Below are 22,230 nucleotides of genomic sequence, written 5' to 3'. Positions count from 1 at the left end.
CAAAACAGAAAGCAGCTAAGTAGCATTGTCATTAGTATTATTATCGTGGTGATAAATTCACCGTGAGGGTTGCTTATTGACTACTAGTATACAAAGCTCCCTCTTTTTCTAAAGTGGGAGCTTTGTTATTAGAGCCTTTTCTGATTATTAAATGTTGTAAAATTAATAAGTGTAAAGATTTGGTTTTCAGGTGTTAATGACAGAGTGTGGTGAGCTGGATATTGTAAGTCAACTTAATAATTAAGCATAAACTATATAGAAGAGAATAATTTTAAACTATGATTTAAAGTATAGTAAGTCAATTGAGGCTTATGTAACATAAATCAATGATAAAACACATAGTGTACAAAAAATGGAATTAAATAAGTTTAGTAAACAAATAACGCAAGACGAAACACAACCGGCTGCACAAGCCATGTTACACGCCATAGGGCTTACCGACGAAGATTTTAAAAAGCCATTTGTAGGTATTGCAAGTACAGGCTACGAAGGTAACCCTTGCAATATGCATCTTAATGATCTGGCAAAATTGGTTAAAAAAGGAACTGAAAATGAAGATGTGGTAGGACTCATTTTTAATACTATCGGGGTGAGTGATGGTATATCCATGGGGACACCGGGTATGCGATACTCGCTTCCGTCTAGAGATGTAATTGCAGACTCCATGGAAACCGTAGTGCAAGCCATGTCTTATGACGGAATGGTAACCGTGGTAGGTTGCGATAAAAATATGCCAGGTGCGCTGATGGCTATGCTACGATTGAACAGACCTTCTATTTTAGTTTACGGAGGTACTATTGCTTCAGGATGCCACGAAGGAAAAAAATTAGATGTGGTTTCAGCATTTGAAGCCTGGGGAGAAAAAGTAGCCGGAACGATTACCCAAAATGAATATAAAAATGTAATAGAAAAGGCGTGTCCAGGTGCTGGCGCCTGCGGAGGAATGTATACCGCCAATACCATGGCTTCTGCTATTGAAGCTTTAGGTATGTCGCTACCTTACAATTCATCAAATCCCGCGATAAGCAATGAAAAAGAAGCAGAGAGTATTGCTGCTGGTAGTGCTATGCGGTTGTTGTTAGAAAAAGATATTAAACCCAAAGATATTGTAACCAAGAAGTCCTTAGAAAATGCAATTCGATTGATAACCATTCTTGGGGGCTCCACAAATGCAGTACTTCATTTTTTAGCCATTGCCAGAGCCGCAGATGTAGAATTTACATTGGCGGATTTTCAGCGAATCAGTGATGAAACACCATTTTTGGCAGACTTAAAACCAAGTGGTAAATATTTGATGGAGGATGTGCATAATATAGGTGGAATACCCGCAGTGCTCAAATACTTGCTTAAAAAAGGGTTGCTTCACGGAGACTGTTTAACCGTTACCGGTAAAACTTTAGCAGAGAATCTGCTCGACGTACCTGATTTAACCGAAGGACAAGAAGTAATCAAACCCTTAGAAAATCCAATAAAACCTTCGGGTCATTTACGAATCTTATTTGGCAATCTGGCAGCAGAAGGTTGTGTTGCTAAGATTACTGGTAAAGAAGGATTGCGTTTTACGGGTACTGCCAAAGTATTTGAAGGGGAGTATAAAGCCAATGAAGGGATCAGCAAAGGATTAGTAGCTAAAGGTGATGTGGTAGTAATTCGCTACGAAGGGCCTAAAGGAGGACCTGGAATGCCAGAGATGTTAAAACCGACAGCCGCTATTATGGGTGCAGGTTTAGGTAAAGATGTTGCTTTAATTACCGATGGTAGATTCTCCGGAGGTACACACGGATTTGTAGTAGGACATATCACACCCGAGGCGCAAGAAGGAGGAACCATAGCATTGATACAAGATGGTGATCAGATCACCATTGATGCGGAAACAAATACCATAACAGTTGATGTAAGTGATCAGGAACTGCAAAAAAGAAAAGAAAAGTGGAAACAACCTCCTTTAAAATTTAATAGAGGTGTATTGTACAAATATGCTCATACAGTATCATCAGCATCAAGAGGTTGTGTAACTGATGAATTTTAACAATAGAAAAGGTAATAAAAAGAACCAAATATGAAGCGTAGGCAAAACCTATGATTCTTTAATCTTGAAGTGATTATTTTATGGAAACACACACGCAAACCATACGACAAAAGGAAAAAGTAACAACAGAACGTATTACAGGTGCAGAGGCAGTAATTCGTTGTTTGCTAGCAGAAGGGGTCGATTTGATTTATGGATATCCTGGTGGTGCGATTATGCCGGTGTATGATGAGTTGTATAAGTTTCAGGATAAAATTCATCACGTATTAACTCGTCACGAACAAGGAGCGACTCACGCTGCACAGGGATATGCCAGAGCTAGTGGTAAAGTCGGGGTGGCTATAGCTACATCCGGACCGGGAGCAACTAATTTTGTTACGGGTATTGCCGATGCGCAGATCGATTCTACACCCATGGTGTGTATAACGGGTCAGGTAGGTTCACACTTACTAGGTTCGGATGCATTTCAAGAAACTGATATTATCGGTATTTCTACTCCGGTAACCAAGTGGAATTGTCAGGTTACTAAAGCTGAAAAAATTCCAGAGGTTATCGCAAAGGCCTTTTACATTGCCAGATCAGGTCGTCCAGGACCGGTATTGGTGGATATTACCAAAGATGCGCAATTTGGCGAATTTGATTTTGTGTATGAAAAGTGCAAAGGGATACGAAGTTATATTCCTATTCCTGAAACGACTCCAGATAGTTTACAAAATGCAGCTGCAATCATCAATGAAGCTAAAAAACCAATGATCGTATTTGGTCAAGGCGTTATTCTAGGGGAAGCCGAAGAGGAACTTAAAGATTTTGTAGAAAAAACGGGTATTCCTGCGGCCTGGACTATTTTAGGATTATCGGCATTGCCAACATCGCATCCACTTAATGTTGGTATGGTGGGGATGCACGGAAACTATGGACCCAATAAATTGACAAATGAATGTGATGTGCTGTTAGCCATCGGAATGCGATTTGATGATCGGGTTACCGGAAAGCTGGATACCTATGCCAAACAAGCAAAAATTATTCATTTTGAAATTGATCCTTCTGAAGTAAATAAAAATGTTCCTGTGGATATTGCGGTGATGGGTAATGTTAAGCATACGCTGAAAGAGATTTTACCATTAGTCAAACCCAATGAACACCAGTCTTGGACTGAAGAATTTAGAGCCCACGATAAAATCGAATTTGATAAGGTAATCAAAGAAGAACTATATCCTGAAAAAGATGGGTTAACGATGGGCGAAGTACTAAAGGGAATCAATCAAGAAACTGCTGGTGATGCCATCATCGTGTCGGATGTGGGACAACATCAAATGATAGCGTGTCGTTATGCTGAGTTTAAAAAATCCAGGAGCAACGTAACCTCCGGTGGATTAGGTACAATGGGCTTTGCTTTACCAGCCGCTATCGGAGCAAAAATGGGCGCACCAGATAGAGAGGTCGTGGCTATTATAGGTGACGGCGGTTACCAAATGACTATACAAGAGTTGGGTACGATTTTTCAAACTCAAGTACCTGTAAAAATAGTGGTACTAAACAATGATTTTCTAGGAATGGTTCGCCAATGGCAACAATTATTTTTTGATAAGCGCTATGCTTCTACAGAAATGATCAATCCTGATTTTGTAAAAATTGCAGAAGGATATCATATCAAAGCACAAAAGGTAACTGCGCGAAACAATTTGCAAGAGGCAATACAAGAAATGATACAACATCAAGGACCTTATTTCCTGGAAGTTTGTGTAGAGAAAGAAAATAATGTTTTTCCGATGATACCGACAGGCAGCTCCGTATCCGATATCCGACTAGAATAATATTAAAGAATGATATACCAATTATAATGGACAAAGAAAATTTCACCATATCAGTATATACAGAAAACAATATTGGATTACTGAATCGAATATCCGCTATTTTTTTAAAACGGCATATTAATTTAGACAGTATGACCGCTTCTCAATCTGAAATTAAAGATGTTTTTCGGTTTACCATAGCCATTAAAGTAACCGAGGAACAGGTCAAAAAGATTGTCGGTCAAATTGAAAAACAGATTGAAGTAATTAAGGCTTTTTATCATAAAGAAGAGGAGATTATCTATCAGGAAACAGCCTTATTCAAAGTAGCTTCTAAATTACTTTTTGAAGAACGACAGATACAAAATGTCATAAAAAACAGCAATGCCAATATTGTTACAGTTACTCCAGAGTTTTTTGTCATTGAAAAAACCGGAAGACGAAGAGAGGTCGATGCCCTATATTCTAAATTAGAACCTTACGGGCTAATGCAGTTTACCCGATCAGGAAGAATTGCAGTAACAAAAGATAAGATGCATATATCTTCCATCTTAGAAAAATTCGCTTCGCAAACAGTATAAAGAAGTATAAAGAAGTGTAAAAAATAAAAGTGTACAATATTTAAAAAAAATAAATGCAATGATAACTACAGCACCAACGGCAAAAAAAACTGAAAACCAAAAACGAACGAACTATTTTAACACCTTATCCTTGCGTGAAAAGTTGACCCAATTGGGTAAATGTCGATTTATGGAGGCTTCAGAGTTCTCGGAAGGCGTAAGCGCTCTCAAAGGGAAAAAAATTGTAATAGTAGGATGTGGAGCCCAGGGATTAAACCAAGGATTAAATATGAGAGACTCTGGCTTACAAATAGGTTATGCTTTACGAGCGGCTGCTATAAAAGAACAACGACAATCCTTTAAAAACGCAACTGATAATAATTTTACAGTAGGTACCTATGAAGAGTTGATTCCTACAGCAGATGTGGTGATTAATTTAACACCAGATAAACAGCATACTCAGGTTGTGGAAACGGTTATGCCGTTAATGAAAAAAGGAGCGACACTGTCCTATTCGCATGGTTTTAATATTGTGGAAGAAGGCATGCAAATTCGCAAAGATTTAACCGTGATTATGGTGGCGCCAAAATGTCCTGGTTCAGAGGTGCGAGAGGAGTATAAGCGCGGGTTCGGAGTCCCTACGTTGATCGCTGTCCATCCAGAGAATGATCCGCAAGGCATTGGTTTTGAACAAGCCAAAGCATATGCGGTAGCAACAGGTGGTGATCGTGCCGGGGTACTGGAGTCTTCTTTTGTAGCTGAAGTAAAGTCAGACCTTATGGGAGAACAAACCATACTTTGTGGTTTGCTGCAAACAGGTTCGATTTTGTGTTTTGATAAAATGGTCAAAAAGGGTATTGATCCAGCTTATGCCTCCAAACTTATTCAATTTGGGTGGGAAACCATTACTGAAGGTATGAAATATGGAGGGATCACCAATATGATGGATCGCCTTCCTAACGTTTCAAAGATAAAGGCATATTATCTTTCTGAAGAATTAAAAGACATCATGCGACCACTATTTAGAAAACATATGGACGATATCATGACAGGTCATTTTTCTAAAACCATGATGGAAGATTGGGCGGCAGACGATGAAAATCTTCTTAAATGGAGAGCTGCAACTGCAGAAACGGCATTTGAAAAAACACCTCCAAGTAAAGAAAATATTACAGAACAAGAATTTTATGATAAGGGAGTGCTAATGATTGCTATGGTGAGAGCGGGTGTAGAGCTTGCTTTTGAGTCTATGACGGAATCCGGAATTATTGAAGAGTCGGCGTACTACGAGTCTTTACACGAAACTCCATTAATTGCGAATACCATTGCACGCAAAAAGTTATATGAAATGAATAGAGTTATATCAGATACCGCAGAGTATGGATGCTACTTATTTGATCACGCCTGTAAGCCTTTATTGAGTGATTTTATGAAAAAAGTAGATGTTGATGTAATTGGAAAAGCTTTTCATTCTGTAACCAACCAATCGGTATCAAACGAAGAATTAATCACGGTGAATTCACAGTTACGAAATCATCCGGTTGAAAAGGTTGGTGCCAAATTAAGAGCTTCTATGAAAGCGATGAAACCAATAGTAGCACAGGCAGTTTCTTAAAGTTAATGAATGTATAGCAGGTCATCGAAATTTTTTGAATGTGTATTGTGTGGATTTTGATGAGTTAACCTGTTTTAGGAACGCTTTTGTGGGGAGCCAACAGACAAGCAACCCACAAAAGCAGCGTTCCTACAAATGCAATACACAGAATTAGAATGAATTTATGAGTACGACGGTCACCACATATTTCCCTTCCTTAGAAGCCATACAAAACGCAGCTACTACGATAAAAAAAGTAGCGATGGTAACGCCATTGATGGAAAGTATTCGGTATTCTAAAAAATATGAGGCAAATGTTTTACTGAAGCGAGAGGATCTACAACGTGTCCGCTCATACAAAATAAGAGGAGCTTATAACAAAATAGCGTCCTTATCTCCGGAACAACTTAAGAATGGGGTGGTTTGCGCCAGTGCCGGTAATCACGCTCAGGGAGTAGCATTTGCGTGTAGCCAATTAAAGATCAAAGGAACCATTTATATGCCTTCGGTGACTCCTAGGCAAAAAGTTGATCAGACCAAGATGTTTGGTGGCGACTTTGTTGACATTATCTTACAAGGGGATACCTTTGATGACTCCTACAAGGCTGCAATGAAAGTATGTGCTGCCGAGCATAAAACATTTGTACACCCCTTTGACGATCCCAAAACCATAGAAGGCCAGGGGACCATTGGCCTCGAAATTTTTAAACAAGTCGATGTGCCTATAGATTATGTGTTTGTAGCCATTGGTGGTGGAGGATTAGCCTCTGGGTTGTGCGGAGCACTCAAAGCACTTTCACCTAACACTAAAATTATTGGAGTGGAGCCAGAAGGTGCACCTTCGATGTTAACTTCTATTCAAAATAATAAAAACACAGAAATCTTTAACATCGATAAGTTTATCGACGGCGCGGCAGTTCAAAAAGTTGGCGATCTTAATTTTGAAATATGTAAAAATCATTTGACAGATGTATTTACAATTCCCGAGGGTTGGGTTTGTCAAACGATTTTGGACCTTTACAATAGAGATGCTATTGTTGTTGAACCCGCAGGTGCATTAACATTAGCAGCCCTAGAATTCTATAAAGAACAAATCAAAGGCAAAAATGTAGTATGCATTGTAAGTGGGAGTAATAATGATATTACCCGAACTGCAGAAATCAAAGAAAGAGCTCTCCTTTACGCTGATCTCAAACATTACTTTATTGTGCGATTTCCACAACGTGCCGGTGCTCTAAAACAATTCGTGGGTCAAGTATTGGGTCCTGATGATGATATCACCCATTTTGAGTACTCCAAAAAATCCAGTAGAGAAAATGGACCGGCCGTGGTCGGCATCGAGCTTAAGGATCAAAAGGACCTTAAACCGCTTATTGAAAGAATGAAGGCCTACAATTTTTTTGGAGACTACCTAAATGACAAACCGGATTTATTTCAATTTTTGATCTAATTAGCAAACAATTCCATACCAATTGCTTTTCAGTTACAGCTTAGCCAGGCTAAGATAAATTATTTTGTTAACTTAATGTTAATGTATTGTTTTTAATCGTATATTGTTGTCCTTAAACGATAAACCTTAAATCTATTATGAAAAAAACAGTACTTGTATTTGCAATTGCCCTGTTAGGCATTACAACAGCTAACGCTCAATTTAAAATAGGATTTGGAGCAGGATATGCAGTGCCTGCCGGAGATATTGCGGATTTTACCGATGGTGGTATATCTGCTTACTTGGAGCTAGGCTATGGAGTAAATGAACAGATTGATGTAACTTTTCTATATTCCGCCGATGTGTTAGTGGGAGCTGATATTTCTGAGGACGGTATGACTGGTTCTATTGGTAATGTTGTGATTGCATCTTATTTGGCAAATGGTAGGTATTTCTTTAAAGAACAAGGATTTCGACCTTATGCGGGATTAGGATTAGGTCTTGCCTCCATCGGTGCTATAGAGGTAGAAGGTGCTTCTGGTAATGTTACGGCAAGTACTTCTAATTTTGCATTTCGTCCTGCTCTAGGATTTAAATATGGTGTATTGAATATGAATGCAGCTTATTTAAATGCTGGTAAAACTGGCGAAGCATCTGTAAGTGATATCTCCTTTAACATTGGATTATTATTTACAATTGGTGGTAATTAATAATAATTTAGTTTTACATTCTTTAAAGGCGATTTTGATAAATTGCCTTTTTTTATGTTTTTTTATTCTTCTTTCCTATAGTATATTCAATAAATAGAGGCTCATCTGATAATTATATAAAAATCAATAAGTTTTGATGATCTATGCGTTGTAGTTATTAATTTTTCCGTAATATTGCAGTGTTAGTTAACGAAAGGGGCTACGGCCGACGATTTAGAGTTACACTATTATGGAAACAGCAAATTTATCTTATGTAAGTAATAACATTCAGTTCTTGAATGTTTTTTGTATTGAAAATACTCCTGCTCGTTGTTTTCGTCGCCCCTTGGGGGTCTAACTTTTTATTGAAGTAGGTGCGTCCTGCTTCCCCGAGTGAAAAACCTAAGTTTATTTAAGAGTTACAAGATGTGATACCTAAAGAGAGGTAGCATATCACTATTTATTTTGTTCTGTTAGGGTTCAGGACTAACATCCATTTTATTTTTTAATAAGGCATCATATAGATATGAGTAAAGTTGAAATTTTCATAGCAGACGATAGCCACTTTGAATTTGCAGAGGAAATTTGCGAGGTCATTGATGAATCAGCGAGAGTCCGCGGAACGGGTATAGCCAAAAGAACTCCCGAATATATTAAAACCAAAATGCAAAACCGAAATGCCGTAATCGCCGTTCAAGGCAATAGATTTGCCGGATTTTGTTACATCGAGGTATGGGGTCACGATAAGTTTGTTGCACACTCCGGTTTGATAGTTCATCCCGATTTTAGAAATATGGGGTTAGCAAAACAAATCAAAGAGTTTACCTTCAATTATTCTTTAAAGAAGTATCCGACTTCCAAAATATTTGGTATTACCACAGGATTGGCCGTGATGAAGATCAATTCAGAATTAGGATATAAACCGGTAACATTTTCTGAGCTAACGGATGACCCTAATTTTTGGGGTGGTTGTAAAACCTGTCCTAATTATGCAATCTTAACCGCAAAAGAGCATAAAATGTGCTTGTGTACAGGTATGCTGTATGATCCGGCCAAACAGGTAAAGAAAAAACAGAAATGGTTTGACGAAAAAGTTTTAAAACGATTAAAAAAAATAAAGCAGTCAATGCTTTTAGCAAACAAACAATTAGCATTATGGATAAAGTTGTCCTAGCATATAGCGGTGGTTTAGATACCTCATTTTGTGTAAAATATTTGAAACACGAAAGGCAATTAGAAGTATATACAATATTGGTGAATACCGGTGGTTTTTCTGAGGCAGAACTTGAAGACACTGAGAAAAGAGCGCTGGAATTAGGGAGTAGTGCTCATGTCAACAAGACCATTTTAGAAACCTTTTACCAAAAAGCAATCAAGTATCTCGTTTTTGGAAATGTGCTTAAAAATAATACTTACCCGTTATCGGTAAGTGCCGAAAGAATTTTTCAGGCGATTGAAGTAATCAATTATGCGAAAGAAATTGGAGCCAAATATATTGCGCACGGAAGCACTGGAGCGGGTAACGATCAAATACGATTTGATGTAATTTTTCAAACCTTAGCTCCGGAAATTGAAATTCTTACACCCATTAGAGATTTAAGATTATCCAGAGAACAAGAAGTCGATTATCTAAAACAATACGGTGTGAATTACAGTTGGGAAAAAGCACAATATTCAATCAATAAGGGGATTTGGGGTACCAGTGTTGGTGGCAAGGAGACCCTTACTTCTCAAAACCCATTACCAGAGGAAGCATTTCCAAGTCAACTTCAAAAATCGGAAGATGAAGAGGTTGTTCTTCATTTTGAAAAAGGCGAATTAATTGGAATAAATGCTCTAAAAAATGACCCTGTTACGAATATTCAATATCTGGAAAAACTAGCAAGTGCATTTGCTATCGGAAGAGATATCCATGTGGGAGATACAATTATTGGTATCAAAGGTAGAGTAGGATTTGAAGCTGCAGCACCACTAATTATTATTAAAGCACATCATTTATTGGAAAAACATGTCCTAACCAAATGGCAACAATATTGGAAAGAACAATTAGCCAATTGGTATGGTATGCTATTGCATGAAGGCAATTATTTGGATCCCGTAATGCGAAATATAGAAGCATTTTTAACGGACACCCAAAAAAATGTAACAGGAGAAGTAACGGTAAAACTAAAACCGTATCACTTCATTTTACAAGGAGTTGAATCAGCATATGATTTGATGAAATCTGATTTTGGTCAATACGGCGAAATGAACAATAACTGGACAGCAGAAGATGCCAAAGGATTTATCAAAATCTATGGTAATGCCAATAAAATTTATCATAATATAAACTCCGAAAAAGTATGATTAAAGTAGGTATAGTAGGAGGTTCTGGATATACGGCCGGTGAATTAATCAGAATTTTAGTACATCACCCTCAGGTGAGCATAGATTTCATCTACAGTACTACCAATTCTGGCAAAGCGGTTACTCATCAACATCAAGATCTTTTGGGAGAAACTACATTGCTGTTCACAGATCGTATAAATCCAGCTGTGGATGTAGTATTCCTTTGCCTTGGTCATGGCAAGTCTAAAACATTTTTAAATACCCACGACTTTAGTTCGGGGACAAAGGTTATAGATCTTAGTAATGATTTTAGACTACAAAAGGAATCTTGGTTTAAAGAGCGAAGTTTTATTTATGGACTACCAGAACTACATAAAAATAGCATTAGCAAAGCTAAAAATATTGCTAATCCTGGGTGTTTTGCTACGGCAATTCAGCTAGCGCTTTTACCGTTAGCCAAAGAAAATATGTTGCAAAATAGTATTCATATCAATGCCACTACAGGGAGTACCGGTGCAGGAGTTTTACCAAGTGATACCACGCATTTTAGTTGGCGTGATAATAATTTTTCGAGTTATAAAGTATTTGAACATCAGCACTTAGATGAAATAGGTCAAAGCTTAGAGGAGTTACAAGAAAAAGACATTCCTTCCATATACTTTGTTCCGAATAGAGGTAATTTTAGTAAGGGTATTTATGCTTCAGTATATACCAAGTTTGACGGTTCTGATGAACAAGCAATAGCTTTATATAAGCAATTTTATAAGGACTCATCTTTTACCTTAATTTCAAATCAAGAAATCCATTTAAAACAGGTGATTAATACGAACAAATGTATTCTTCATATCACTAAAAAGAAAGATATGTTAGTGGTTACATCGATTATTGATAACCTGATCAAAGGGGCGTCCGGACAGGCAGTGCAAAATATGAATTTGATGTGTGGTATCGAAGAGTATACAGGTTTACAATTAAAAGGAAACGCATTTTAATATGGAGAAGATAACCCTCATAGGATGTGGTAACCTAGGAAAATCAATCTTGGCTGGTTTGTTAGCAAGTGAGTTGTTTTCAAAGGATCAAATTACTGTGGTAGATAAATCCAAAACCAATTTATCCTTTGTAAAAGATCACTATAAAATACCTGTAGAAGATGAGATCGAGCCTGCCGTAAAAAACGTGAAATGGATTATTGTTTGTGTGCAGCCCAAGCAAATCGATGCGGTATTGCAAAAGCTCAAAGGGATAATCACCGAGGATCAAGTAGTGATCTCTACCGTTACTGGCGTGGCTATTGCTGAGATTGAAGCGGTGTTACCGAATCAAAAAGTAGTACGGGTGATGCCAAATACAGGGGCAGCTAAGCAATTGTCCATGACCTGTATGGCCGCTAATGCAGCAGCAACACCAGCATTACCTATGATATCCAAAATCTTTGATACCATTGGAAAAACCTTGGTAATTGAAGAGCGATTAATCCAAGCAGCTACTGTGCTAGGGGCAAGCGGAATCGCTTTTTTTCTAAGGTTTCTTCGGGCTATGATTCAAGGTGGAATACAAATGGGGTTCCATCCTGAAGAGGCACAACTGATCGCAGTTCAAACCGCAATTGGAGCGGCTACTTTAGTTTCAGAAAATGGTACACATCCCGAAATGGAAATCGATAAAGTAACGACTCCGCAGGGATGTACCATTGCAGGACTCAATGAGATGGAACATCAAGGCTTAAGTTCCTCAGTAATTAAAGGGGTGATGGCCTCTTATGAAAAAATTAATACTATAAAATCATGAAACTATTTGACGTTTATCCGCTATATACTGTAGAACCGGTAAGTGCAAAGGGATGTAAAGTCGTGGATGCAAATGGAGAGGAATATCTTGATTTATATGGTGGTCACGCTGTGATTTCTATAGGGCACTCACATCCACATTATGTAGCTAAAATCAAGAAACAATTAGACGCTATTGGGTTTTATTCTAATGCAGTTATTAACAAGCTACAGAAAGAACTAGCTATAAAATTGGGAGTTCAATCGGGTTATGATAATTATCAGCTGTTTTTATGTAATTCAGGCGCTGAGGCGAATGAAAATGCACTTAAGCTCGCCTCTTTTAAAACCGATAAATCCAGGGTGATTTCTTTTAAAAATTCTTTTCACGGTAGAACTTCAGCAGCAGTGGCTACAACCGATAATAGAAATATCAATGCTCCGATAAATCAGCAGCAAAAGGTTACCTTTTTACCTTTAAACAATTTAGACCTTGTGGAGGTAGAACTCCAAAAAGGAGATGTCTGTGCCATAATTGTTGAACCCATACAGGGAGTTGGTGGTTTAGATCAAGGTAGTACTGCTTTTTTTCAAGGTTTAGAAACGCTTTGCAAAACATACGGAGCATTGTTCATTATGGATGAAGTACAATCGGGTTATGGAAGAACAGGCAAGTTTTTTGCACATCAACATCACCAAATAACTCCAGATATTATTTCCATAGCTAAAGGAATGGGTAATGGGTTTCCTATAGGTGGTATTTTGATATCCCCGGATTTGGAGGCCTCATATGGTTTACTGGGTACAACTTTTGGTGGAAACCACCTGGCATGTGCTGCAGGAATAGCTGTTTTAGATGTTATTGAACAAGAGCAATTGGTACATAATGCTTTAAAAATGGGAGCATATTGTATGGAAAAAGCTGCAAATATACCAGGAGTAAAAAAAGTAAAAGGACGCGGCTTGATGCTAGGTCTGGAGTTTGATTTTGAGGTTCAGGAACTTAGAAAAACCCTAATTTATGAACATCATATATTTACAGGAGGGTCAGCTAATAAAAACTTAATCCGAATTCTCCCCCCATTGTCCATCACAAAAAAAGAGTTGAACATCTTTTTTGAAGCCTTAGAAACGATTTTAGTTAAGGAAACTCTTTAGAGCTAAACCTAAGCGTTTTTAATTCAACAATTAATTGTAAATCATTTGTAATGAAGCATTTTTTTTCCGTAGAAGATATTGACAACTCCGAGCAATGGATAGCTGAAGCTATGCAACTCAAAAAATCGCCATTGGCGCATAAAACCCTGGGAACGCATAAAACCTTGGGAATGCTTTTTTTTAATCCTTCATTACGTACGCGTTTAAGTACACAAAAGGCAGCGCTTAATTTAGGGATGGAGATTATGATCATGAATTTTAGTGGAGAGGGTTGGACTTTAGAGTTCGAAGATGGAATCATTATGGATCAAGGTTCCTCAGAACATATCAAAGAAGCGGCTCAGGTAGTTTCGCAATACTGTGATGTCCTTGCCATTCGATCATTTGCGGAGTTAAAAGATAGAGAAGAAGACTATAAAGAAAAAGTCCTTCAAGGATTTATGAAATATGCAACTATCCCTGTTATCAATATGGAAAGTGCTACTGGTCATCCCTTACAGGCATTAACCGATGCCCTAACTATAGTTGAACATAAGACTGAAACCCGACCAAGAGTTGTATTAACCTGGGCGCCTCATCCCAAAGCGTTACCGCAAGCAGTAGCGAATTCGTTTGTAGCAATGATGCAAAAGCTGGACGTTGATTTTGCGGTAACACACCCAAAAGGTTTTGAGTTAGCCAATCAGATCATAAAGGATACTCCGGTGTTCTATGACCAAGATAAAGCCTTGGATCAGGCGGATTTTGTGTATGTTAAAAATTGGAGTGCGTATCAGGATTATGGAAAAACGAGTTTAGACTTTGACTGGACCCTAACAAAAGAAAAAATGAAAATAACTAATGAAGCATTTTTGATGCATTGTTTACCCGTGCGAAGAAATGTTGTTATTGCTGATGCAGTTTTGGATAGTCAACAATCCTTAGTCATTAAGCAAGCTCTTAACAGAGTTTATGCTGCACAGTTGGTGCTTAAAAAATTATTAGACAAGAAGTGATTATGAAACAAGGTATTCATACCAAAAAAAGAAATATGGGCTGCGAAAATTGGAGAGGCAGAGCGTCAAGAAAATGTCTAGTGGACATTGTTAGTGAATGAGACAAGTGGCGTGTCGGCAAAATACATTTAATGATGAGAAAAAAACAAAAATTATTAGTTGCGAAGATTGGAGGGAATATTATCGAAGACCAAGTACAATTACAACAGTTCTTAGCAGATTTTGCGCAGCTGAAGCAACCCAAAATTCTAATCCATGGGGGTGGTAAAGAAGCAACCAAACTGGCAGCCAAATTAGGAATTGAAACTACTATGATTGCGGGTAGAAGAGTAACCACAGCTGAAGAACTAGATATCGTAGTACAAATTTATGCAGGATTAGTAAATAAATCCATTGTTGCAACCTTGCAAAAGTATGGATGCGATGCGATAGGTATGAGCGGAGCTGACGCTAATGCTATTAGTGCAGATAAAAGACCAGCAAAACCTATTGATTATGGATATGCTGGGGATATAAAATCAGTGAATGGTACTAGCATCAATAAATTAATAGAGATTGGTCTGGTACCCGTATTTTGTGCGGTAACTCACGATAACAAAGGGCAGTTATTAAACACCAATGCGGATACCATTGCTGCAGAATTAGCGGTAGCTATGAGCCCTTATTTCGAAACGTCCCTTTTTTACTGTTTTGAATTGCCTGGCGTGTTAACGGATATACATGACAACGATTCGGTTATTGAGCATATCAATCTCGAAACCTATAACGCTTTAAAAAAGGCAGAAACCATACGAGACGGAATGCTACCAAAACTTCAAAACTGTTTTGAAGCTTTACACCGTAATTTAAAAGAAGTACATATAGCTAATGCGGAATTCATTAGCAACCCTAACTGTAAGCATACCAAACTTACTTTACAGTAAACCTATTTAAATATCAATGGAACAAGAATTATCAATACAATCCCTACAGCATCAAGCTATTGAATTACTCAAGCAGCTAATTGCCACTCCTTCTTTTTCTTCGGAAGAGGATCAGACGGCCCTACTGATAGAGAACTGGTTTGAAAGTCATGATATACCATTTTATAGAGATGATAATAACGTCTGGGCTACCAATAAATTTTATGATAAATCCAAACCTACCATTTTACTAAACTCACACCACGATACGGTGCGCCCGAATCGAAACTATACTAATGATCCATTTAAAGCTTTTATAGAAGACGGTAAATTGTTTGGTTTAGGAAGCAATGACGCCGGTGGCTGCCTGGTATCCTTACTGGCTACTTTTACTTATTATTTCGCGATGGAAGATTTAGCGTACAATATGGTTATCGTAGCCTCTGCTGAAGAAGAGAGTAGTGGACCCCTGGGTTTAAAAAGTGTTTTAGCTAAAATTGGTCCAATAGATTTTGCTATAGTGGGTGAACCAACTTTAATGCAACTGGCTATTGCCGAAAAAGGCTTGTTAGTGCTAGATGTCGCTGTTAAGGGAACTGCAAGTCACGCAGCACACCCCAATGATGACAACGCCATTTACAATGCTATTGAAATTGTAGACTGGTTTAAAAACTTGAAGTTTAGTAAAATTTCAGAGACACTTGGAGCGGTTAAAGTAACAGTTACGCAAATAGAAGCGGGTAATCAGCACAATGTTGTGCCTGGTGTTTGCAATTTGGTCATAGACATTAGAGTAAATGACAAATATAGCAATGAAGAAATACTGCAACATATACAAAGTACACTTCCAGTAACAGCTACCGTGGCACCAAGATCCTTAGATTTAGGATCATCATCTATACCAATAGATCATCCTATTGTAATATCTGGAATCCAGTTAGGCAGAAGTACCTATGGATCCCCTACATTATCTGATCAGGCGGTTTTAAGTTGTCCTTCCCTAAAATTAGGTCCTGGAGACTCTACCAGATCGCATTCTGCGGATGAATTTATTTATGTACACGAAATTGAAGAAGGTATCGAATTATATATCGAAATTTTAAAAGGAATAGTATTATGAAGCTTTGGGATAAAGGATTAGCTACAGATAAAAAGATAGACCAATTCACTGTTGGCGATGATCGTAATTTAGATCTGGTAATCGCTAAGTATGATGTTAAGGCAAGTTTAGCTCACGCTAAAATGTTACATAAGATAGGTTTATTACAGGAAGAAGAAATAGTTAGCATCGAAAAAGAACTTTACCAAATTAGTAAGACCATAGAGGAGGGTAATTTTATAATTGAAGACGATTTTGAAGATATTCATTCTAAAATTGAATTCGTACTGACTCAAAAATTAGGAGATACGGGTAAAAAAATTCATACAGCAAGATCCCGAAATGACCAAGTACTGGTAGCAATGCATTTGTATTTAAAGGATGAACTACTGGGGATTAAATCCTTATTGAAGGCGTTATGTGACCAATTGTTATCGCTAGCTATGAAACACAAGGAGATAGCATTGCCGGGATATACTCATTTGCAGATTGCCATGCCCTCTTCTTTTGGATTATGGTTTTCAGCCTTTGCTGAAAGTTTTATTGATGATATATATTTTATCAATGCTGCTTTGAAAGTGGTAGATCAAAACCCCTTGGGTAGTGCTGCTGGTTATGGTAGCTCTTTTCCGATTGATCGAGAATTTACCACAAAAGAATTGGGTTTTCAAACCTTAAAGTATAACGTGGTTGCCGCACAAATGAGTAGAGGGAAAAGTGAAAAAGCGACGGCTTTTGCCCTAAGTAGTATAGCAGGTACGTTGTCTAAACTTGCCATGGATGTTTGTTTGTATATGAGCCAAAACTTCAATTTTATAAGCATTCCAGATGCTTATACCACAGGATCTAGTATTATGCCTCATAAAAAGAATCCTGATGTGTTTGAGCTTATTCGAGGAAAATGTAATAAAATTCAGGCCTTACCTTATGAACTTACATTATTGACCAATAATCTACCCAGTGGCTATCACCGAGATTTTCAACTACTAAAAGAAGGAATCATACCAGCGATTCAAAATATAAAGGCTTCGCTCGAGATGGCACAATATGCGTTACAAAACATTACAGTAAATGATCAGATTTTGGAGGATCCTAAATATGATTATTTGTTTAGCGTAGATGCCTTAAACCAATTGGTGCAAGATGGTATGTCCTTTAGAGAAGCCTACGTAGTAATCGGTGAAGAAATTCAACAAGGTAGGTACAAACCGGTCAAAAATACGCAACATACGCATATCGGTAGTATCAATAACCCTGGTTTTGACGAAATCCGTGCAAAACTCATTAAGGCCATGGATTTATAAATTTACCTATGAGTTCAGCTTCGACAGCACTACGTTAGAAGTCCCTTTAAAAGCTATTTAGTAATTATAGCAACTGTGGCCTTTTTTTATCAATTTAGGACCGTTAAGCAATTAGGTTTTTTATATCCTGAATAACATTGATGTTATGACGATACTTAGCGTAGAGAATAAATAGAATGACCAAAGCTGTAAGCAAGGCTAATAGTACTGTTTTTTTATTTCCAGATACTTTTCGAGAGGTGTTGATATACACTTTGGATAGTTTTTTGGCATATTTCGTTACCAAAGCAAAAATGGGTGCAAATATTAATACAACAATTAACATGTCAATTAATACAAGCATATAACCATTTTCATCAATATGTTGTTGAACATATGTAATAACAAATCCATTAATAAGTGCAGCGGACAAAGCGGCTACGATGTAAATTGCATACTTGGTAAGTTGTCTTCTATTCATGAGATAGGTGTGTTATAATTTGAGGTAAAATCCTTTCGTCAATCTATATAACGAGAACAAAGTAAAATCTTATATTTGATATAGCAAGAATTTTTTATTGCTTAAACCAACTTAAATTCACTGTTTAATTTCTAAACTTCACACATGAGTACGTATCATATCAAACATCTTGAAGAATATTTTCAGGTGTACAGAAAATCAATTCGAAATCCAGAACTTTTTTGGAGTGAAATTGCAGAGGAGCATTTTGTATGGAGAAAAAAGTGGGACACCGTTTTGGAATGGGATTTCACTAAACCAGAAGTGAAATGGTTTGAGGGGGCTCAACTGAATATTACCGAAAATTGTATAGACCGTCATTTAAGGGTAAGAGGAGATAAAACCGCTATTTTGTTTGAACCCAATGATCCCAGTGAAGAAGCACAGCATATTACCTATAAGCAATTGCACGAGCGTGTTTGTAAATTCGCTAATGTACTCAAAGAACAAGGCATTGAAAAAGGAGATAGGGTTTGTATCTATCTGCCAATGATACCTGAGTTGGCTATTGCTGTTTTAGCCTGTGCACGTATTGGAGCCATTCATTCTGTGGTATTTGCTGGTTTTTCTGCTACTGCTTTGGCAACCAGAATCAATGATTGTGATGCCAAAATGGTGATTACTTCAGATGGGTCGTATCGAGGAACTAAGACTATTGATTTAAAAGGGATTGTTGATGAAGCTTTAGAACAATGTCCAAGGGTACAAACAGTATTAGTGGCGAAAAGAGTGAATTCAAAAATCAATATGCATCCTGATAGAGATCAATGGTTGCAACCATTATTGGATAATGCCTATTTAGATTGCGACCCGGAAATTATGGATGCAGAGGATCCACTGTTTATACTATATACTTCTGGTTCTACCGGTAAACCGAAAGGTATGATGCATACCACAGGGGGATATATGGTGTATACGGCGTATTCTTTTAAAAATGTTTTTCAATATCAAGAAGAAGATGTGTATTGGTGTACTGCTGACATTGGTTGGATAACAGGACACTCGTATATTGTTTATGGGCCCCTAGCGAATGGTGCTACTACAGTGATGTTTGAGGGTATCCCTTCGTATCCTGATTTTGGAAGATTTTGGGATATCGTTCAAAAGCATAAGGTTACTCAATTTTATACAGCACCTACAGCGATTAGAGCTTTAGCAAAAGAGAATTTGGATTATGTAACCAATCACGATTTATCTTCTTTAAAAGTGCTGGGTACGGTAGGTGAACCCATAAATGAGGAAGCCTGGCATTGGTATAATGACCATGTTGGTCAAAAAAAATGTCCGATTGTGGATACTTGGTGGCAGACAGAAACTGGGGGAATTTTGATTTCTCCAATTCCTTTTGCTACCCCTACAAAACCAACCTATGCTACGCTACCTATGCCAGGTATTCAACCTGCTTTAATGGATGAAGAAGGGCAAGAGATAATGGGAAATCAAGTGGATGGGCGATTGTGTATAAAATTTCCCTGGCCCTCAATGGCAAGAACCATTTGGGGTAATCACGAAAGATATAGAGACACCTATTTTTCAGCGTTTAAAAATCAGTATTTCACCGGAGATGGCGCATTAAGAGATGAGGTGGGGTATTATAGAATCACAGGAAGAGTAGATGATGTAATTATTGTATCTGGCCATAATTTAGGTACAGCACCTATTGAAGATGCCATAAACGAACATCCAGCAGTAGCGGAATCTGCCATCGTTGGTTTTCCGCATGATGTTAAAGGAAATGCACTATATGGTTATGTGATTTTAAAAGAAACTGGGGAGTATCGAGATCGAAACAATTTAAGCAAAGAGATCAATCAACAAATTACAGAACGTATTGGTCCAATTGCAAAATTAGATAAAATTCAGTTCGTTCCAGGATTACCAAAGACCCGTAGTGGTAAGATTATGAGAAGAATTTTACGTAAAATAGCTTCTAAAGAAACGGAAAACCTTGGGGATACCAGTACGCTTTTAAATCCTGAGGTTGTTCAGCAAATTATAGATGAGGCGTTGTAAGTATTAATAATGACATTTAATTAAATCTAAATGGTTGCATACCGCATCTTTGAATAAATGAAAAATAAAATATGAGTTTAAAATCTCATCTCTCAACCGCAGCTTTCAATATTATTAGTTGTGCGATAGGTATTTTTATTGGTTGTGCCTTGAGTTCGTTTTGGGACCTTGCGAGTATGCTCAATGTTAGTCATCCCCACGATAGAGGTATAACTAATTTATTATTACTATGTGCTTTAGTACAACTAATTATTGTTTTGGCTTTGCTTGCCAGGAGAAATGCTCACGTGGTGAATAAAGCCATTCTAGGCCTTTGGTTAATTTTAGTTTGTACCGTGTTAGCTTTTATACTAATATAAAAAACCACCTCATTCATCCTGAGGTGGCTTTTTCAATTTTAAGCAGGGTACTAAAAATTTATTGCATGTTATTTGTATTCAACGCTTGAATCGCTTCGTACATATGACTTAGGTCAGCTGGTTTTAAGCCTGTACCATTACCCGGATTGCTATGACAGGTAAAGCAATTAAAGCCATTACTATTTTGTGGATCATTCTGAAAATAAGTTTCCATTGTACTATTCGCTAATTGACTGGTACCTATTGACATTCCAGGTTTAGGATTACCAGCGTTGTAAGCCGTTCCGGTAGGAGCCAAACCATTATTCGTCCAGGTTGAACCAATAAAAATATAGTTTTTTCGCATATCCCCATCTGCTAATTGGCCTAAAACACTATTGTTAATGGAAATCACTTGCGCATTAGAGGCTGCAGCGGTTGCGTTTTCAGGATTAGGTTGTCCAGAAGGCAAAACACCCCAAGGTAAATTCCTTTTGGTATTACTTGGGCTAATGGTTTGTCCCGTTTTGGCTATAATATTATCATCCTTGAAGGTCATATGAGATACATTATAGGTTCCATTTGAGCTATCACTGTTCAAGAGCCAGTCATTACCGGTATCAGCTGCTACAGTTTTAACAGAATCCTGAACATTAATATATTCATAAGAGAGATTAGGTGTATTGTCTTTATGTTCAAAAGTAGACCAAATCATTTCTGGGTGCCCATTGGCACTTCCAACAATATGTATTCCGATCAACGCTAACTTCGCAGTAGCTGTAGTATCTGGCTTTTTGCGCCATAAGGTATCTGATACTTTATCATAAACCGGTATAATAGCGTCTATAGTAATATAGTCTTGTGCATTAGGAATGGTACTGGCATCTACCCAGGAGGTTTTTAGCTCCATGGCTAAAGTTTCTGGATTAGAGAGTTGTACACCCTGACTAGATGCATAATTTACAATACTATCCATAGCACTTTTAGAGGTTGGGAATTCATTACCATTCAATTGCCCATCCTTGGCACCAGTTAAAAATTGTGCATACACATCGTTTACCATTGAAATATAGTAAATCAGCGAACCATTTTTTGCCATCAGCACATCGTCAGTGGCCTGACCTTCTTCAGTGTCAATTATGGTATCTGTTTTTTGAACGTTAGCCAATGCGCTCAAAGGTTTTCCTGCCTCGTGAGGTATTAAAGTACGTTTACCATCAACTAGGGTGGAAACTGTATAAAACATTGGTGTTTCCATTATAGTACCTTGCTTATAATTTCCGTCTTCTTTTGGTGATGTGATCCATAAAAACATCTGTTCAGACCAAGTATAGAAATCACAATTATTTTGATGTCCAAAAGTGACGCTATTGGCCGGAGCTACAACTCCGTTTTTGGTAACTTTTCCGGCAGTAAACCATTTACCAAAAGAGGTGGAATCAATAGTACAACTCGGTTTTACGTCCGTGGGAAGTATATCGTGTACTGGTGCAAAGGCTAGTAAAGTTTCCACTTCATCTGTTGCACCATAACCATCTTTTTTATCCTGTTTACAGCTTAAGACTAGTAAGAATGCGAAAAATAGAGGTAGTAAAGGTTTTAAGAAAATGTTTTTCATTGTGTAAGTGTTTGGTTAGTAATTATAAAGATAACTGATATTCTTTTAACATTACACCGTATATCTACCTGTTTTTTGATAATTCTTCTCATATTATAAGTTTTCAATTCTAT

General features: G+C 37.6%; 18 protein-coding genes. 16 read left to right on the top strand and 2 right to left on the bottom strand.

Annotation, left to right across the window (positions count from 1 at the left end):
* Positions 1-352 precede the first annotated feature (352 nt).
* From ilvD to argH, 15 genes are all read left to right on the top strand, one after another.
* Positions 353-2,029: a dihydroxy-acid dehydratase gene (gene ilvD, locus EV197_RS12695; RefSeq protein ID WP_130287165.1), complete on the top strand. Its 1,677-nt coding sequence runs from the start codon at positions 353-355 to the stop codon at positions 2,027-2,029.
* Between the two features lie 80 nt (positions 2,030-2,109).
* The gene (ilvB, locus tag EV197_RS12690) at positions 2,110-3,843 is read left to right on the top strand and encodes a biosynthetic-type acetolactate synthase large subunit (protein WP_130287164.1); all 1,734 of its coding nucleotides are present in this window, start codon (positions 2,110-2,112) and stop codon (positions 3,841-3,843) included.
* A 26-nt stretch (positions 3,844-3,869) separates the two neighbouring features.
* On the top strand, positions 3,870-4,403 hold the full coding sequence (ilvN, locus tag EV197_RS12685; protein ID WP_130287163.1) for an acetolactate synthase small subunit: 534 nt from the start codon (positions 3,870-3,872) through the stop codon (positions 4,401-4,403).
* Positions 4,404-4,461: 58 nt separating this feature from the next.
* The gene (gene ilvC / locus EV197_RS12680; RefSeq protein WP_130287162.1) at positions 4,462-5,997 is read left to right on the top strand and encodes a ketol-acid reductoisomerase; all 1,536 of its coding nucleotides are present in this window, start codon (positions 4,462-4,464) and stop codon (positions 5,995-5,997) included.
* Positions 5,998-6,160: 163 nt separating this feature from the next.
* Positions 6,161-7,426: a threonine ammonia-lyase IlvA gene (ilvA, locus tag EV197_RS12675; protein WP_130287161.1), complete on the top strand. Its 1,266-nt coding sequence runs from the start codon at positions 6,161-6,163 to the stop codon at positions 7,424-7,426.
* 137 nt (positions 7,427-7,563) lie between these two features.
* Positions 7,564-8,115, top strand: coding sequence for a hypothetical protein (locus EV197_RS12670; protein ID WP_130287160.1), 552 nt, complete (start codon positions 7,564-7,566; stop codon positions 8,113-8,115).
* A 505-nt stretch (positions 8,116-8,620) separates the two neighbouring features.
* On the top strand, positions 8,621-9,268 hold the full coding sequence (locus tag EV197_RS12665; protein WP_130287159.1) for a GNAT family N-acetyltransferase: 648 nt from the start codon (positions 8,621-8,623) through the stop codon (positions 9,266-9,268).
* Positions 9,250-10,440 carry an argininosuccinate synthase gene (locus tag EV197_RS12660; RefSeq protein WP_130287158.1) on the top strand — a complete coding sequence of 397 codons (1,191 nt, stop codon included), beginning with the start codon at positions 9,250-9,252 and terminating at the stop codon, positions 10,438-10,440. The genes EV197_RS12665 and EV197_RS12660 overlap by 19 nt, the downstream gene beginning before the upstream one ends.
* Complete coding sequence (gene argC, locus EV197_RS12655) at positions 10,437-11,414, top strand: N-acetyl-gamma-glutamyl-phosphate reductase (protein WP_130287157.1); 978 nt, start codon at positions 10,437-10,439, stop codon at positions 11,412-11,414. Before EV197_RS12660 ends, argC begins: the two co-directional genes overlap by 4 nt.
* 1 nt (position 11,415) lies before the next feature.
* Positions 11,416-12,213, top strand: coding sequence for a pyrroline-5-carboxylate reductase (gene proC / locus EV197_RS12650; protein ID WP_130287156.1), 798 nt, complete (start codon positions 11,416-11,418; stop codon positions 12,211-12,213).
* On the top strand, positions 12,210-13,349 hold the full coding sequence (locus EV197_RS12645; protein ID WP_130287155.1) for an aspartate aminotransferase family protein: 1,140 nt from the start codon (positions 12,210-12,212) through the stop codon (positions 13,347-13,349). Before proC ends, EV197_RS12645 begins: the two co-directional genes overlap by 4 nt.
* A 50-nt stretch (positions 13,350-13,399) precedes the next feature.
* The gene (locus tag EV197_RS12640; RefSeq protein ID WP_130287154.1) at positions 13,400-14,344 is read left to right on the top strand and encodes an N-acetylornithine carbamoyltransferase; all 945 of its coding nucleotides are present in this window, start codon (positions 13,400-13,402) and stop codon (positions 14,342-14,344) included.
* A gap of 131 nt (positions 14,345-14,475) precedes the next feature.
* Positions 14,476-15,267, top strand: coding sequence for an acetylglutamate kinase (argB, locus tag EV197_RS12635; RefSeq protein ID WP_242610732.1), 792 nt, complete (start codon positions 14,476-14,478; stop codon positions 15,265-15,267).
* Positions 15,268-15,283: 16 nt separating this feature from the next.
* The gene (locus EV197_RS12630; protein ID WP_130287153.1) at positions 15,284-16,366 is read left to right on the top strand and encodes a M20 family metallo-hydrolase; all 1,083 of its coding nucleotides are present in this window, start codon (positions 15,284-15,286) and stop codon (positions 16,364-16,366) included.
* Positions 16,363-17,649 (top strand): argininosuccinate lyase, encoded by a 1,287-nt coding sequence (gene argH / locus EV197_RS12625; protein WP_130287152.1) that lies wholly within the window; start codon positions 16,363-16,365, stop codon positions 17,647-17,649. The genes EV197_RS12630 and argH overlap by 4 nt, the downstream gene beginning before the upstream one ends.
* A 103-nt stretch (positions 17,650-17,752) precedes the next feature.
* Here the strand turns inward: argH and EV197_RS12620 are convergent, their stop codons facing one another.
* Positions 17,753-18,109 carry a hypothetical protein gene (locus EV197_RS12620; protein ID WP_130287151.1) on the bottom strand — a complete coding sequence of 119 codons (357 nt, stop codon included), beginning with the start codon at positions 18,107-18,109 and terminating at the stop codon, positions 17,753-17,755.
* A 144-nt stretch (positions 18,110-18,253) separates the two neighbouring features.
* On the opposite strand from EV197_RS12620, the gene acs reads away from it, so the two are divergent.
* Positions 18,254-20,161 (top strand): acetate--CoA ligase, encoded by a 1,908-nt coding sequence (gene acs, locus EV197_RS12615; RefSeq protein ID WP_130287150.1) that lies wholly within the window; start codon positions 18,254-18,256, stop codon positions 20,159-20,161.
* A 417-nt stretch (positions 20,162-20,578) separates the two neighbouring features.
* Here the strand turns inward: acs and EV197_RS12610 are convergent, their stop codons facing one another.
* The gene (locus EV197_RS12610) at positions 20,579-22,117 is read right to left on the bottom strand and encodes a hypothetical protein (protein WP_130287149.1); all 1,539 of its coding nucleotides are present in this window, start codon (positions 22,115-22,117) and stop codon (positions 20,579-20,581) included.
* Positions 22,118-22,230 lie beyond the last annotated feature (113 nt).

This window comes from Aquimarina brevivitae, from assembly GCF_004216895.1.
Lineage (GTDB): Bacteria > Bacteroidota > Bacteroidia > Flavobacteriales > Flavobacteriaceae > Aquimarina > Aquimarina brevivitae.
Note: the sequence above shows the minus strand (reverse complement) of the source record. Positions and strands in the feature narration are given on the sequence as shown.